The organism is Virgibacillus kekensis, from assembly GCF_042654125.1.
GTDB lineage: Bacteria > Bacillota > Bacilli > Bacillales > Amphibacillaceae > Lentibacillus > Lentibacillus kekensis.
Genome location: NZ_JBHSFU010000003.1, coordinates 327920 through 343028, shown reverse-complemented (window position 1 = coordinate 343028; position 15109 = coordinate 327920). Strand labels below are relative to the sequence as shown.

Annotated in this window: 15 protein-coding genes; all 15 read right to left on the bottom strand. The window is 41.0% G+C overall.

Going from position 1 to position 15109, the window contains the following annotated elements; all coding sequences use genetic code 11:
* Nucleotides 1–68: 68 nt before the first annotated feature.
* Nucleotides 69–635, bottom strand: coding sequence for an outer spore coat protein CotE (gene cotE / locus ACFO3D_RS03100; protein ID WP_390293139.1), 567 nt, complete (start codon nt 633–635; stop codon nt 69–71).
* A gap of 178 nt (nt 636–813) precedes the next feature.
* A complete protein-coding gene (locus ACFO3D_RS03095; RefSeq protein WP_390293138.1) occupies nt 814–1248 on the bottom strand; it encodes a YlbF/YmcA family competence regulator in 435 nt (144 codons plus the stop codon).
* Between the two features lie 2 nt (nt 1249–1250).
* Entirely contained in the window at nt 1251–2819 is a 1569-nt protein-coding gene (miaB, locus tag ACFO3D_RS03090; protein WP_390293137.1) for a tRNA (N6-isopentenyl adenosine(37)-C2)-methylthiotransferase MiaB, read from the bottom strand.
* Nucleotides 2820–3107: 288 nt separating this feature from the next.
* Nucleotides 3108–3368, bottom strand: a complete 261-nt coding sequence (locus tag ACFO3D_RS03085) for a stage V sporulation protein S (protein WP_390293136.1) — start codon at nt 3366–3368, stop codon at nt 3108–3110.
* A gap of 106 nt (nt 3369–3474) precedes the next feature.
* Nucleotides 3475–4272, bottom strand: a complete 798-nt coding sequence (locus ACFO3D_RS03080; protein ID WP_390293135.1) for a TIGR00282 family metallophosphoesterase — start codon at nt 4270–4272, stop codon at nt 3475–3477.
* Nucleotides 4273–4374: 102 nt separating this feature from the next.
* Nucleotides 4375–5940, bottom strand: coding sequence for a ribonuclease Y (gene rny / locus ACFO3D_RS03075; RefSeq protein ID WP_390293134.1), 1566 nt, complete (start codon nt 5938–5940; stop codon nt 4375–4377).
* Between the two features lie 261 nt (nt 5941–6201).
* Nucleotides 6202–7248, bottom strand: coding sequence for a recombinase RecA (gene recA, locus ACFO3D_RS03070; RefSeq protein ID WP_390293133.1), 1047 nt, complete (start codon nt 7246–7248; stop codon nt 6202–6204).
* A gap of 174 nt (nt 7249–7422) precedes the next feature.
* The gene (locus tag ACFO3D_RS03065; protein ID WP_390293132.1) at nt 7423–8670 is read right to left on the bottom strand and encodes a competence/damage-inducible protein A; all 1248 of its coding nucleotides are present in this window, start codon (nt 8668–8670) and stop codon (nt 7423–7425) included.
* Complete coding sequence (gene pgsA / locus ACFO3D_RS03060; protein WP_390293131.1) at nt 8670–9248, bottom strand: CDP-diacylglycerol--glycerol-3-phosphate 3-phosphatidyltransferase; 579 nt, start codon at nt 9246–9248, stop codon at nt 8670–8672. Before pgsA ends, ACFO3D_RS03065 begins: the two co-directional genes overlap by 1 nt.
* Nucleotides 9249–9313: 65 nt before the next feature.
* Nucleotides 9314–10249 (bottom strand): helix-turn-helix domain-containing protein, encoded by a 936-nt coding sequence (locus tag ACFO3D_RS03055; RefSeq protein WP_390293130.1) that lies wholly within the window; start codon nt 10247–10249, stop codon nt 9314–9316.
* A 106-nt stretch (nt 10250–10355) separates the two neighbouring features.
* A complete protein-coding gene (locus ACFO3D_RS03050; protein WP_390293129.1) occupies nt 10356–11147 on the bottom strand; it encodes a DUF3388 domain-containing protein in 792 nt (263 codons plus the stop codon).
* 202 nt (nt 11148–11349) lie between these two features.
* Complete coding sequence (locus tag ACFO3D_RS03045; protein WP_390293128.1) at nt 11350–11607, bottom strand: DUF3243 domain-containing protein; 258 nt, start codon at nt 11605–11607, stop codon at nt 11350–11352.
* Between the two features lie 70 nt (nt 11608–11677).
* Nucleotides 11678–12397, bottom strand: coding sequence for an elongation factor P 5-aminopentanone reductase (gene ymfI, locus ACFO3D_RS03040; RefSeq protein ID WP_390293127.1), 720 nt, complete (start codon nt 12395–12397; stop codon nt 11678–11680).
* A gap of 9 nt (nt 12398–12406) precedes the next feature.
* Nucleotides 12407–13690 (bottom strand): EF-P 5-aminopentanol modification-associated protein YfmH, encoded by a 1284-nt coding sequence (gene yfmH, locus ACFO3D_RS03035; RefSeq protein WP_390293126.1) that lies wholly within the window; start codon nt 13688–13690, stop codon nt 12407–12409.
* Nucleotides 13683–14972, bottom strand: coding sequence for an EF-P 5-aminopentanol modification-associated protein YfmF (yfmF, locus tag ACFO3D_RS03030; RefSeq protein ID WP_390293125.1), 1290 nt, complete (start codon nt 14970–14972; stop codon nt 13683–13685). The genes yfmH and yfmF overlap by 8 nt, the downstream gene beginning before the upstream one ends.
* Nucleotides 14973–15109 lie beyond the last annotated feature (137 nt).

Below are 15109 nucleotides of genomic sequence, written 5' to 3'. Positions count from 1 at the left end.
AAAAAGTATTTATACTTTCTTACCTGCGAACAAAAAAACTTACGAGAGAATTACCCCTCGTAAGTCTTCTAGTCGGAACTTTGATCATTAAGGAAATCAGGCTTCACGTCGCTAAGCTCATCGTCGGTGATGTCAAAGCCCCAATCATCATCGTCATCAAATTTATAACCTTTTGGATCCACCTTTACATAGACTTTCGTATCGCCAATAATCTGAACAACGAATTCGCGTTCTATTTCAACAGCAATTTTGTTACCTTGGTTTGCGATTTCGCATTCCAGGCAGTTTGGCTGCTGGATTACTTTAGCAATTACATCACAGTCGTCGCTCAAGCAGTTATCATCCATAACGGACAGTGGAATATAATCACAGTATGTTACACGTTCAGTTACCACTTCTGTCTTTGTATTGTCATTATAGGAATACCAGATGTTAATGTCATAGCTTCCATTAACTTCCACTGTATCTTCTGACTTCTTTTTCGCATTATAAAGATGGTTTATGACCCAGCAACCGAGTATACTTGAAGGTCTATGTGATGGCGAGATGTTGTGAGTAGCCTGCGTGAACTTTCTTCCTTTACCACAAACGGCTTTCGTAATGATTTCTCTGTATTCCTGGTCAAGAAAACTCATAATTTCGTTTACCTCCTCTTTTTTCATAGTCATTTTATGCAAGACAAATACCTAAAGTGCATACCTTTGACCGAAAGAAAATTAAGGAGGTTATCTTTTAAGGGAGAGATAGCTCTATCCCAGCGGATACAGAAAAGCCGGGCAGTATTATTTTACTGCCCGGCTTTTGATATAAGGTTTAATGTCCACATGCAGATGGTGGGTTGTTCTTGATCTTGGAACCTGTTTCTCCAGATAAGATATCTCCACCTGTGGAAGTGATAACATTATTGGTTACTTCCCGGGCAATGGTACCGGAAACAAGCTGAAGAACATCGTTAACCTCAATTTGAATCTCTTTAAACTCCTGTACAACAGGAATCTCATCGATTTCTTCCTGAAGTCGGTCAATTTCTGTTTCAACTTTTTTAAGTGCCTCAGTTTTACCATACGCCTGGAAGTTAACTGCCTGCTTTTGCAGAGTCTTTATTTTGGTAATCAGCTTCTGAACTTTTTTATTATCATTTATCTTTGCTTCGACCTGTTTAAAACGATCGATTTCATCTGTGTTTGCGAGCATTTTTGCTAAATTGTGTGCTTCTTCCAGCACCTGCTGTCGTGTGTATTCAGCCATTTTTAATTCACCTCAACTGTATTTTCTGCCATTATACCATCCAAGGACCAAGTTTTAGCTTCTGTAATCTTAACATCAACTATTTTACCAATAGAAGATTTTGGTCCTTTGAAGTTAACCAGCTTATTTCTTTCTGTATAGCCTGCCAGGACATCAGGGTCCTTTTTACTTTCGCCTTCCACCAGAACTTTTACTGTTTTGTCCTTATACTTTTTCATGGATTCGGCGGATTGCTTGTTTACAAGTTCATTCAGACGGTAGAGACGCTGCTTCTTCACTTCTTCAGGTACGTCGTCTTTCTTACGGGCAGCCGGTGTACCTTCACGTGGCGAATAAATAAATGTATACGCTGCTTCAAATCCTACTTCTTCCACAAGGGTCATAGTTTCTTCAAACTGCTCATCTGTTTCATTTGGAAATCCAACTATGATATCGGTGGTCAAGGTAGCATTCGGCATAGCAGTACGGATTTTGCGTACTAATTCCAAATACTCTTCACGTGTATATTTCCGGTTCATTTTTTTTAATACTTCGCTGCTTCCGGATTGTACTGGCAAATGGATGTGATCCAGCAGGTTTCCGCCCTGTGCGAGTACTTCAATAAGACGATCATCAAAGTCTCTTGGATGAGAAGTGGTAAAGCGTACTCTCGGTATATCGATTTTATGAATCTCATTCATTAAATCTCCAAGTCCGAATGATTGGTCTGTGAAATCTTTTCCGTACGCGTTTACGTTCTGGCCGAGCAAGGTAATTTCTTTGTAGCCTTGAGCGGCCAGGTGACGGACTTCCTGAATGATATCTTCAGGACGGCGGCTTCGCTCTTTACCACGAGTCATCGGCACGATACAATATGTGCAGAATTTATCGCAACCATACATAATATTAACCCAGGCTTTGATTTTGCCTTTTCTTGCCTTAGGCAGATTTTCAATAATATCGCCCTCTTTGGACCATACTTCCACAATTTTTTCTTTACCGAACATCGCTTCTTTCACAAGATGCGGGAGGCGATGAATATTGTGCGTACCAAAAATCAGATCTACTTGAGGGTGTTTTTTTAGAATTCGATTAACAACCGATTCTTCCTGTGACATACAGCCACATACGCCTAAAATCAAATCAGGTTTTTCCAGTTTAAGTGGCTTCAAATGACCGATTTCCCCAAAAACCTTATTTTCTGCGTTTTCTCTGATTGCACAGGTGTTGAGCAGAATAATGTCAGCATCTTGGGTATCCGAGGTTGACTCATAGCCCATTTCACTCAGAATGCCTGCCATTACTTCTGTATCGTGTTCGTTCATTTGGCATCCATATGTACGAATCAGGAACTTTTTCCCTTTACCAATACTCTGCATATCTTCCGGAATTCCAAAATCATAGTGAACCTCGACCTCGTCACGGCCGCGCTTCCTTGCCTTATTCAGGTTTGGCGGTTCATATGTGGTCTCAAAATATTTTGCAAAGTCTGCGCTTGTCTTTTCGTGCAGGGGCTTATCCTGACCGGATTTTCTGTCCGCGGTATCTGCCTGCCGGATTTGCGATTGCTCTTTCCGTTGTTTCTCGTTCATTATGAGACTCCTTTCTTACATATAATAATGTATTTAAAAACTTTATCGCTAAAGTACAAATCATACTCGATCTTACCCCATAGTGACTCCATTATTATAGTATAATAGGTATAAGCAAAATTAACAATACATGAGATATCTTGCCCTTCAGAAAAAACCGCACTAAGACCATTATTATTAAAATTAGATGTTCAAACTACTGTTTTCTGTATAGTTTTATTAGCTTTGAAAATACAAAAATAGTGTTGCGCTATTCCGCAACACTACAAAATCAGTCTGTAGACTGTGTTATCTAGGTTCTATAATCAATTTAATTGCTGTTCGTTCTTCATCATCAATCATAATATCGGTAAAAGCTGGAATACAAATCAGGTCAACTCCACTGGGTGCTACAAACCCGCGTGCAATAGCTACTGCCTTGACCGACTGGTTCAATGCACCAGCACCGATCGCCTGTATCTCCGCTGAGCCACGTTCTCTGAGTACGTTTGCAAGTGCACCTGCTACTGAGTTTGGATTTGATTTTGCTGAAACTTTTAATACGTCCATTACTAGTACCTCCTTCATTTACTATTGTAGTTCTGTATCTACTATATTCTTGGAGATGTTAGCTTATTACCTTATTATGCATCAATAATTCTAAACATTCAAATAATCAACTAAAGAATGGATGGTCATCGTTAATTAAAATACGTTCAATATTTACAGCGCTTCCAGTTTTATTATCAATCGAGACTAATACACCATTTAATTGTTTTCTACCCGTTGTGTCAATTTCGAAACGTACTGGAAGGCTTGTCAGGAATTTTTTTAGTACTGCCTCTTTCTCAACTCCAAGAATGGAATCATAAGGTCCTGTCATCCCTGCATCTGTAATATATGCTGTGCCTTCAGGTAAAATGCGTTCATCTGCAGTCTGGGTATGTGTATGTGTGCCGACAACAGCACTCACCTTTCCATCCAGATACCACCCCATCGCTTGCTTCTCACTTGTCGCTTCACCATGAAAATCAACGAAAATTATGTTGGTTCGTTTTTTGGCCTCCGTTACCAGTTCATCCATTTTGCGGAAAGGATCATCTATGGCCGGCAGAAAAGTCCGTCCCTGCATATTGATTACAGCTACTTCTACTCCATTTATATTTACGAAAACAATCCCTTTTCCAGGCGTGCCTTCTGGAAAGTTAGCAGGTCGAATCATTTTTTTGGCTTGATCAATGAACTCAAAAATTTCTTTCTTATCCCACGTATGATTACCCATTGTGACAACGTCAGCGCCCCACTCAAGCAACTGCTTATAAATCTTTTCCGTAATTCCTTTACCGGAAGCAGCATTCTCGCCATTAACAATCGTCACATTTGGACGGTATTTTCCTTTAAGTTTTGGTAAATATTCTTTTATCATATCTCTTCCAGGAGACCCGGCAATATCGCCGATAAATAAAATTTTCATATAACATCATCCTATCTTTTTATGTAGTAATAGTGTTTCACAGTTAAATTTTGTTTGTCAAAAAACACATAAAAGCGGCCATTCAGGCCGCTTTTATCTTTATTACTTAGCATATTCTACTGCACGGGTTTCCCGGATAACAGTAACTTTTATGTGGCCTGGATAATCCAGTTCGCCTTCAATCCGTTTTCGTATATCCCGGGCAATTCGTACAGAATCCACGTCATCGATTTCATCAGGTTTGACCATAATTCTGATTTCTCTGCCAGCCTGAATAGCAAATGACTTTTCAACTCCGGTAAATGATTCAGAGATTTCTTCCAGTTTCTCCAGACGCTTAATGTAGTTCTCCAACGTCTCGCTACGAGCTCCAGGCCGGGCAGCAGATAAAGCATCAGCTGCAGCAACTAGAACGGAGATAACTGAAGTGGCTTCTTCATCACCGTGGTGAGAAGCTATCGCATTGATAACAACTTCGTGTTCCTTATACTTGATTCCGAGTTCTTTACCAATTTCCACGTGGCTACCTTCCACTTCATGATCAATCGCTTTACCGATATCATGCAGAAGACCAGCCCGTCTGGCAAGTGTCTCATCTTCACCTAATTCTGCTGCAAGCAATCCTGAGAGATATGCTACTTCTGTAGAATGTTTTAATACATTCTGACCATAGCTTGTACGATATTTTAGACGTCCAAGTATCTTGACTAAATCAGGATGCAGTCCATGTACTCCTACCTCAAAAGTTGTTTCTTCACCAACCTCACGGATATATTCGTCAACCTCACGTCTTGATTTATCCACCATTTCTTCAATCCGTGCCGGGTGGATCCTTCCATCCTGTACAAGTTTCTCCAGTGCCATCCGGGCGGTTTCCCGGCGGATTGGATCAAATCCTGACAGAATGACTGCCTCAGGGGTATCATCTATAATTAAGTCAATACCGGTGAGGGTTTCGAGAGTGCGGATATTCCGGCCTTCACGACCGATAATACGCCCTTTCATTTCATCATTTGGAAGGTTAACAACAGATACTGTAGTTTCAGCAACGTGGTCTGCAGCACAGCGCTGTAATGCCAGTGAAAGAATACTTTTTGCCTTTTTATCGGCTTCTTCCTTCGCCCGATTCTCAGCTTCTTTTATCATAAGTGCCGATTCATGACTAACCTCTTGTTCGATTCGTTCTAAAATAATCTGTCTAGCCTGGTCAGTAGTATATCCTGAAATGCGTTCCAGCTCAGTTTGCTGCTCTTGAATCATAGCTTCCACTTTGCTTTCCATTTCTTCAATTTGTTGTTGTTTTTCTGTTAGTGAATATTCCTTCTTCTCTAACAAGAGTTCTCGCTTATCCAGCGTTTCACTTTTTCTGTCCAGATTTTCTTCTTTGTGCATCAGGCGGTTTTCTTGTTTCTGAAGTTCACTGCGACGTTCACGTATGTCTTCTTCTGCCTCCTGACGAAGTTTATGATTCTCATCCTTCGCTTCAAGAAGGGCCTCTTTCTTAGCGGCCTCTGCATTTCGATGTGCTTCATCTACTATTTGTTTAGCCAAAGTCTCCGCACTGGAGATTTTAGCCTCTGCAATAGATTTACGAATCAGATAACCAACAACAATACCGACGATTAGGATAAAGGCAAGCAAAATGGAGATGATTAAGGGACTGTCCATGATTTCACCTCCTATTGCTATAAAGTTGTACAATTCATTATTGTCGGCATGTACAAAAGTCAATAAAGAATAATTAAGGGTGTATAATAAAAATATAAAATTATACAACTTAATTTTAATTGTCTATATTACCAATGTCAAGGAATCGTAACAATTTATCTGTCAAATTACAAAAAGCCCCCATTGCCATTATGACCGGCAAGGGGGCTATACATACAGTGTACAGTCATTCATTGTTTTTATAAGTTTTGAATACTTAGATTAAACGTCGAGACTGCCCTGGCCTTCTGTTTCTTCTTCCGCTGTATCTTCATCAGGGGTGGCGTCCAGGTTATAGTGTTTACGGATTACACCATGGATCTCGTTCATTACATCTTCATTTTCTTTCATGAATTGTTTAGCGTTTTCACGACCCTGTCCCAGTCGTTCACCATTATAAGAATACCAGGAACCACTCTTCTGGACGATATCAAGATCGGATCCGATATCAATAATTTCGCCTTCTTTAGAGATCCCTTCACCATACATGATATCAACCTCAGCTTGCTTAAATGGTGGTGCGACCTTGTTTTTTACAACCTTGAGGCGGGCTTTGTTACCTACCATATCATTACCCTGTTTAAGCGTCTCTGCACGACGCACTTCAAGTCTGATAGAAGAATAGAATTTAAGAGCACGACCGCCAGGAGTTGTTTCCGGGTTACCAAACATAACACCGATTTTCTCACGGACCTGGTTAATAAATATTGCTGTTGTCTTTGATTTATTAATTGATCCTGACAGCTTACGCAGCGCTTGGGACATCAAACGTGCCTGCAGCCCCACATGGGAATCTCCCATTTCGCCTTCGATTTCAGCTTTTGGTACCAGCGCAGCAACAGAGTCTACAACAATAATATCAACCGCACCACTGCGTACAAGTGCTTCAGCGATTTCCAATGCCTGTTCACCTGTATCAGGTTGTGAAAGAAGCAGCTCATCTGTATCAACACCCAATGCACGGGCATATGTCGGATCAAGTGCATGCTCTGCATCAATAAAAGCAGCCTGTCCACCTTTTCGCTGTGCCTCTGCGATTGCATGCAGGGCAACCGTAGTTTTACCAGAAGATTCCGGTCCATATATCTCCACCACGCGTCCGCGTGGATATCCACCTATTCCTAACGCTACATCCAATGCTAGTGAACCACTTGGAATGGTAGCAATTTTCTGTTCAGCCTGTTCACCAAGTTTCATAACGGAACCTTTACCAAATTGTTTTTCAATCTGTCTTAACGCCATATCTAAAGCTTGTTTTCTATCACTCAACGAGCTTACCTCCTTTATTCATCTATATCTATAATACATGGTTTTTAACGATTTGCCAAGTAAAAATCGAATAAATGTTCCCCTATTTTCGCACCTGTTTTTACAATAAAATCTCTTTTTTAAAAAAATAAAAAGTCTAATAAATTTATTAAGGACAATCCTGTCTACCAGAATTTACTTTTTCAGATACTTATATAAAAGTTCGAGACCTTTTATAACAGTCCGTTTCCGGATTAACTGCCGATTACCCTGAAAAAAGAACTTTTCACTGGTAATCCGATCGGAACCTGAGTATATAGCAATATAAACTGTACCAGCCGGGTGTCCCTCAACCTGGTCAGGACCAGCGACACCCGTAAAACTTATCCCTAAATCAGAACCCAGAACACCGGAGATATTCTCTGCCATTGAGGAGGCACATTCCTCACTCACTGTGCCATTCTCCTTTAGAATGTCTCCCGGGACTTTCAGCAGGTCTTCTTTTACCGAGATATCATAGCAAACCACACCACCACGACATACATCCGATGCGCCTGGTACTGAAATCAGTCTTTCGGTAAATAAGCCGCCAGTTAGGCTTTCAGCAGCGGCAATTGTCTTTCCTTTCTCCTTAAGCAATTTAACGACCAGCTGCTCCAGCGTTTCTTCATCACTGCCAAAGTAATGGTCACCGGCTTTATCGAGAATTTGCTTCTTGGTTCCAATTAACAATGACCGGGCCTCGTCCCTGGTCGCCGCTTTTGCTGTTAGCCGTATCGCCACGCCATCTTCCTGTGCAAGTGGGGCAATGGTTGGATTGCTTTGCGTTTGAATGAGTTCAGATAAAGTATCTTCCAGAGTGGATTCCCCAATTCCACTGAACTTAAGCATGGTTGATTCAATAACGTGCTGCTCCCCCGTCAAGTTCTGCAGGTGTGGAAGAACAGAATCATTCATCATCTGTTTCATTTCACGTGGTACACCAGGCATGAAAATCCATGTTTTTCCCTGATGGGAAACTATCATACCAGGTGCCATGCCCACATTATTTTCGATTACAACTGCACCTTCAAATACACGGGCTTGTTTTCGGTTGTTTTCCGTCATCACCGCATTTCTTTCTTTGTAGAACGCTTCGATTTTTTGCATGGAGGGCTGATGTTCAACCATCTTATAACCCGCAAGCTTCTGAAAGGCTTCCCGAGTCAAATCATCTTCGGTCGGACCGAGTCCACCTGTCACCAGTATTACATCAGATCTACTGGAAGATAATCTGAACTGCTCGTACACACGTTCAAGGTTGTCACCCACGACTGAGTGATAAAATACATCCATCCCTACATCTGCAAGTTTTGTTGACATCCATTGGGCATTTGTATTAGAAATCTGACCCAGCAATAATTCCGTACCAACTGCAACAATCTCAGCTCTTGTTTGTTTCATTACTTAGAATCCCTCATTACATGCCAATTTTTAACGAAATAGTCGTATCCGGATAGAACAGTGAAGAATAAAGCTATATAAAGCATGATTGTTCCAAACGGAAGTCCGATATATGAGAATGGAAAGTTATGAAGCAATAGAGCGGCAATGGCAATCATCTGACTTGCTGTTTTCAATTTCCCCATGCTGCCCGCGGCCAAAACCAGTCCTTCACCTGCTGCGACCAGGCGGAGTCCCGTAATTGCGAATTCACGGCTGATAATAACAATTACAACCCAGGCTGGTGCCATACCGAAATCAACCAGCAAAATTAACGCTGCTGCTACAAGCAATTTATCGGCGAGCGGGTCAAGAAACTTCCCTAGATTAGTTACAAGATTATACTTTCGCGCATAATAGCCATCCACCCAGTCAGTAGCAGAGGCGAATATAAATAGGAGTGCAGCGACAAAATGAGAAACAGGTAATACCGCATTTCCAATGTCCCATTCTCCCCAATCAAATGGAATACTAAGCAAGATGATAAAAACAGGTATGAGTAAAATTCGAGAGATCGTAATCTTATTTGGTATGTTCATTATAGTGTCCTCCTACGGTATAAAACCCTTCCTCAATAAATGGGAAGGGTTAAAATCAATTCTGGTTAGTCTTGTTCACTTTGGCTTTTAATATTAATCCATAAATACTGGTGGTCGCTATCTTCAGGGTTAATCGGATACTCTACCTTAACTCCATTGACTTTTAAATTCAGTCCCGGAGCATGGCCCACATTAAGCATTATACGATCCTGACCAGTTACATCCACTTCCATGGGTTGATCCTCAGAGCTAAGTGTACCGGTATAGAGTGTCTTCCCGCTGCCGTTTTCTACCGCAACCCAGGATTTACCAGTTGGTTCCAGAACAACCTTAACTTCTTCTCCTGCATTCTCGAGATTATAAGTGGAGCGAGGACTTGCGCCTGTCCCGGTTTCAACTAGCGAAAGCTTTGGTTCAGGTTCCTCTGGCTCAGCAGGTTCTTCTGTTTCCGTATCATTGTTTTGTTCATCAGTGGCATCTCCAGAATCTGTTCCTGTCTCCTGCTCTGTGTCATCCCCGGACGCTGTTCCATCTGATTCCTCCTCATTCGAACGGATTACCTCATTATCTTCCGGTCGGTCAACAGGTTCTACCCCACTATCAGTGGCAGTCTGCTGATAAAAATAATAAGCGGCAAAAAGAATACCAATTACCAGCAGGATAACGATCAGGGTTGGAATGAAGGAAAATACTGCTGTATTTTTAGTAGGATTGTTGTTCCTTCTTGACCGAGGTATCCTTGTGTATTGTGTAGTCTCCTCTTCTTCAGATTGAGGAATTTCTTCTTTATATTCTTCCAGCAGCTCATTCGGGTCAAGCCCCACTGCTGTAGCATATTCCTTAATAAACGCACGTGCATAAAATTTACCGGGCAGAACCTTGAAATTTCCTTGTTCGATTGCCTCAAGGTATCTTTTCTGTATTTTCGTCTTTTCCTGTAAAGTTTCCAATGATAAGTTCTTTGATTCTCTGGCCTCTTTAAGCCGTGTGCCTATTTCCATAATTACCACCATCCAATTTTTAGAAAACTTTCGATTCGCTATGCCTTCCGACGAATAGCTTAGTTGCACTTATGCAGAAAAGAACGTTTTTACCCTTTCTTGTCTGTTAAAAGTCAAACATCGAAAACCCATCATCCTGATTAAATGGATTATTTTCGACAGTCTCGTATGTAATTTCTTCATCTTCGTCACTTCGCAGTTCAATGATGTAGTCGAAATCGTTAAGTTTGTACTCAGTCGATTGCACAAACATATCCGGGTGTTCCACAACTTTAATAGCTGGAATCTGCATTATTTCCCGGATTAACTGCCAATGTCTCTCGTTGGCACGGCGTGTTGATACGATACCATCAATAATATAAAGGTTCTTCGTATTGTATTCATCGCGGATCAGTTGGTTTCGGATGGTTTGTTTTAACAACGTACTCGAGACAAACAGCCAGCGTTTATTGGCACATACACTGGCCGCCACAACTGATTCTGTTTTCCCCACTCGTGGCATACCGCGAATTCCAATTAATTTATGTCCTTCTTTTTTAAATAGTTCTGCCATGAAGTCAACCAGCAATCCAAGTTCATCACGGACAAAACGAAAGGTTTTTCGGTCATCTACATCACTGTGTATATAACGCCCATGCCGTACAGCAAGTTTATCTCGCAGCTTGGGCTTACGAACTTTTGTTAACTTAATCGTGTCCATTGTCTGTAAAATAGACTTTAAACGGGTAATCTGTTCATCCTCTCTTGCAAGCAGCAACATACCCCGTCTTGAGTTTTCAACACCGTTAATGGTTATAATGTTTATCGACAGCATTCCTAGCAGGGAAGAAATGTCACCCAGCAACCCAGGACGATTGTCTTGGATTTCATATTCAAGGTACCATTCTGTTTTTTCCATAATAAGCCCCTTTAATATATATTCATACTCTAGTTTATGGTAACGAAACAAACATATTATTGCAATCAATCTTTATAACTATAATAAAGGATTTTTCAGTTTGTGAAAAGAAGATTGTCATGATATTCGGAAATATTATCCTTTCATAAAAAATAGAGAAGCAGACCATGGTTCCCGTCAGCTTCTCTATTTTTAAATATTTTTACTGTGTTCCCTGATTCTGTACAAGTTTAACCATCGCATTCGCCAGAGCGTGTCTCTCATCGTTGGATGCGGCATTCCACAGTTCACGCAGCACAGCTTCTTCGTTATTTTTTGCGTCTGTACTCTTTGCTAAGTAATCGCCGACCTCATATGCCATGTTATTTATGGTCTGCTGGCTCATACCTTCTGACTGGGCCTGCTGCAGTCTATTGGCTAAAAAATCCTTCCAAGTATCAAAATTATCCAGAACGGACATGCAAATCTGCCTCCTTCAATTTTTTTACATGTTTAGTGTTTGATTTTTTAGCCGGAATATACATTTGTTTTTACGACCATCCACCAGTAACATTGATTACTTCTCCCTGAATATAGCTAGCTTTGTCACTGATCAGAAAGTTTACCATATTAGCAACTTCCTCCGCTTTACCGGCCCGGTTTGCCGGAATTTCATCAGTAATCCGTATTACCTCTTCAGGGTTAAGGTGATGGTTCATTTTGGTGTCAATAAACCCGGGACTAACGGCGTTCACCGAAACACCTGAGGGAGCGACCTCTTTAGCAAGTGCTTTGACAAAACTGTTCTGAGCGCCTTTTACGGATGAGTATACCACCTCATTACTTGCACCTGTCTCGCCCCAAATGGACGTTATAAAAATAATTTTACCCTGCTTTTTTTGTAACATAGAAGGAAGCAGCTCCTTCGTAATAAGCCAGGGAGCTTTGACATGAAGGTTAAGCATTTCATTCATTACTCCCTCTGAAGTATCTTGAAAAAGACTAAAATATGCCCGTCCTCCTGCAAAAATGATCGCATCAACCGGGAAGGCGATTTTAGACAACAGATGTCTTACTCCAGATTCACTGCTCAGGTCGGCCTGCATAACGGAGAGTACCGTCTCTTCAGGAAGCCCTGCTGCATATTCGGCAATAGCCGAGCGGTTCTGATTATAATGCAGTAAAAGCTGATATCCTTGCTCGGCCAGTGATCTTGCTATTGCTGCGCCGATATCACCACTTGCCCCGATAATCAAGATATTTTTCCCCATAAGATCCCCTTATTCTTTTACAATTTTACATACAGCAATCCGGTCTTCCTCGATCCAATTTCCCACAAAGCTGTTAACCTTATCTGTTGTCAGCGACTGGATTGACGGAATGATTTTAAACAAGTCTACACCAACCGTATTGTAATGGATAAACTTACTGGCGGTAAATTCGAGGGAATTCATGGCCCTTAGCAGCTGTCCAATTTTCTTTTTCTTCATCCGGTCCACCTCTTCGTCCGTAAACGTTCGATTTCCAGCAGAGCGTAAAAGTTCTTTTACCTTATCAGCAAACTGATCAGGACGATCTGTATTTCCACCGATAAACGAGTAACCGAAGTTTTTCTCTAGGTTGGTCTCAAAATAAAAGCTGTCATCGATTAACTGCTCTTCGTATAGTTCTTGATAGAAAGTTCCCCCTTTAGAGAAAAAGAAATCAATGACCATTCCCTGTAGTAAATCTTTTTCCAGAAAACGATCCCCAGAGAGAGGTGATGATGACTCTTTAATCCCGACAGTACATTTCGGGACAGATACCGGCATTTTGATTGAGTTTTCTTTTTGTGCTACACCCGCGGGTTCATCAGGGTACTCCCTGTTAATTTCATCAACCTTAGTAAAATCCTTGGAAGCCTGATTCTTCTCTATCAGATTCATCATGTTTTCCGGGTCAAAGTTACCGGCGATGAAAAGAGTCATATTTTCAGGATGATAAAATGTGTTATAGCAGGTATATAAATCATCTTTTGTAATGGCACTGATTGAGTCCACTGTGCCTGCGATGTCAATTTTCACGGGGTGATTATGGAACATACTCTTTAAAGTGCCCATGAATGATTGCCAGTCTGGCTGGTCATTATACATTTCGATTTCTTGTGCGATGATTCCCTTTTCTTTTTCCACTGATTTTTCCGAGAAATAAGGCTCCTGCACAAAATCAATAAGTGTTTCCACATTCTTTTCAATATGATTTGTTGCCGCAAATAAATACGCTGTTTTCGTAAATGAGGTATAAGCATTTGCGGATGCACCCTGCTTACCAAAATCCGCGAAAACATCCCGGTCTTCTTTTTCAAATAACTTGTGCTCTAAAAAGTGTGCAATCCCTTCAGGCACAGTAACCTTTTCAGATCCATCCACTGGTACAAACGTCTGATCGATTGATCCATAATTGGTTGAAAAGATTCCATAGGTCTTTGCCATTTCCGGTCTGGGCAGAAGGTATACATTCAATCCATTTGGTAGTTTGTTTTCATAAACAACTTCACCAAGATTCTCATACTGAAGCTTATTCATTTTGGCCGCCCCCTTCTTTAGTCAGCAGGTAGATTGTGTCGAGGGTGATTTTCCGTGCAACATTAACTACTTCCTGCTTTGAGACCCCTTTTATCCCATCTATCAGCTCTTGTGGAGAACGTTCCGTTTCTCCAGCAACCTGCTGGTAAAGCATTTCAACAATTCCCTGCGAATTATCCATCGTTTCAAGCAATTGGTTGGTAATTAATTCTTTTGTATTTGCGATATCACCTTCTGTAAAATCACCTTCACACATTGCATCCATCTGCTGCTCAATTATTTCCTTTGCTTTCTCATAATCTTCAGGTGCAATTCCGCTGAAAACAAACAACAGCCCTTTATGACTTTCAATTCTGGATGCTGCATAGTAGGCAAGACTGTTTTTTTCACGGACATTAATAAAAAGTTTGGAGCTCGGAAATCCGCCAAACAACCCATTGAACACTTGCAGTGCATAGTATTCATCATCACGATAAGTAACATTGGTACGATAACCAAAATGCAGTTTTGCCTGCTGAAGTTGCTGCTTCTCGGTTACAATGTTTGGCTGCTCCATCTGTTTCTTGGACTCCGTATTTTCCTGTTTGTCTTTTACTGCGGTCTGTCCCTGGAAGACACCTTTCACTTTTTCTGTAACTTCATCTGCGTCTATATCACCGAGTACGTAAAAATCGAGCTGGTCTTCTTTTAAAAGTGACTGGTAATAGCTGAATAGGTTGGATGCCGTTATGCCATCAAAGTCTTCCTTGTATCCCTGCACATGAAGTTTATACGCTTCATCGGCACACATTTCATCGATTAGTCGCATATTTGCATAACTCATTTTATCATCGATCACGGAATCGATTTTTTGTTTCAATGTGTCCTTTTCACGGTTTATAACTGACTCTTTAAATGCATTATTTTCAGATACCGGATGAAAAATAACTTCCTTCAACAGTGATATGGCTTCATCCATTATTCCGTCCGCATCCGGAATATACTTCTGATTGGCTACCTCCAGGCGGATTGTAAGAATGTGATGATTGCCTTTTTTGGAACCGTTTATGGACAGAACAGCTCCATAGAGACTATCAAGCTTCAACTGTACCGAACTTCTGCTTGGATATGATTCAGTTCCCTGCTGAAGAACATATGGCAGCAATGCCCTTTTTGTGATGGTGTTTCTCGACAAAGGAGCTTTGAATTTAGCGGTAAATGTAATCGTTTTAAATTTCCTGCTTGGTACTACATGCAGGTTAACACCATCATTCTCTATAATTCGTTCAAGTGGTGTATCCATTAATGAACCTCCCGGACTAGATGTTTTTACTAACTAATAGTGTACGCTTATTACTGTTATTTTATCGAAAAAAAAACCAGGTTGCTATTGATATAACAGCAACCCGGTTTATTTAAAGATTTAAAGTGTCTTTTTGC

Bases quoted from the DNA above. Each gene is read 5' to 3' on its own strand.
- cotE (WP_390293139.1), bottom strand. From the start codon at position 635: ATGAGTTTTCTTGACCAGGAATACAGAGAAATCATTACGAAAGCCGTT.
- ACFO3D_RS03095 (WP_390293138.1), bottom strand. From the start codon at position 1,248: ATGGCTGAATACACACGACAGCAGGTGCTGGAAGAAGCACACAATTTA.
- miaB (WP_390293137.1), bottom strand. From the start codon at position 2,819: ATGAACGAGAAACAACGGAAAGAGCAATCGCAAATCCGGCAGGCAGAT.
- ACFO3D_RS03085 (WP_390293136.1), bottom strand. From the start codon at position 3,368: ATGGACGTATTAAAAGTTTCAGCAAAATCAAATCCAAACTCAGTAGCA.
- ACFO3D_RS03080 (WP_390293135.1), bottom strand. From the start codon at position 4,272: ATGAAAATTTTATTTATCGGCGATATTGCCGGGTCTCCTGGAAGAGAT.
- rny (WP_390293134.1), bottom strand. From the start codon at position 5,940: ATGGACAGTCCCTTAATCATCTCCATTTTGCTTGCCTTTATCCTAATC.
- ACFO3D_RS03065 (WP_390293132.1), bottom strand. From the start codon at position 8,670: ATGAAACAAACAAGAGCTGAGATTGTTGCAGTTGGTACGGAATTATTG.
- pgsA (WP_390293131.1), bottom strand. From the start codon at position 9,248: ATGAACATACCAAATAAGATTACGATCTCTCGAATTTTACTCATACCT.
- ACFO3D_RS03055 (WP_390293130.1), bottom strand. From the start codon at position 10,249: ATGGAAATAGGCACACGGCTTAAAGAGGCCAGAGAATCAAAGAACTTA.
- ACFO3D_RS03050 (WP_390293129.1), bottom strand. From the start codon at position 11,147: ATGGAAAAAACAGAATGGTACCTTGAATATGAAATCCAAGACAATCGT.
- ACFO3D_RS03045 (WP_390293128.1), bottom strand. From the start codon at position 11,607: ATGTCCGTTCTGGATAATTTTGATACTTGGAAGGATTTTTTAGCCAAT.
- ymfI (WP_390293127.1), bottom strand. From the start codon at position 12,397: ATGGGGAAAAATATCTTGATTATCGGGGCAAGTGGTGATATCGGCGCA.
- yfmH (WP_390293126.1), bottom strand. From the start codon at position 13,690: ATGAATAAGCTTCAGTATGAGAATCTTGGTGAAGTTGTTTATGAAAAC.
- yfmF (WP_390293125.1), bottom strand. From the start codon at position 14,972: ATGGATACACCACTTGAACGAATTATAGAGAATGATGGTGTTAACCTG.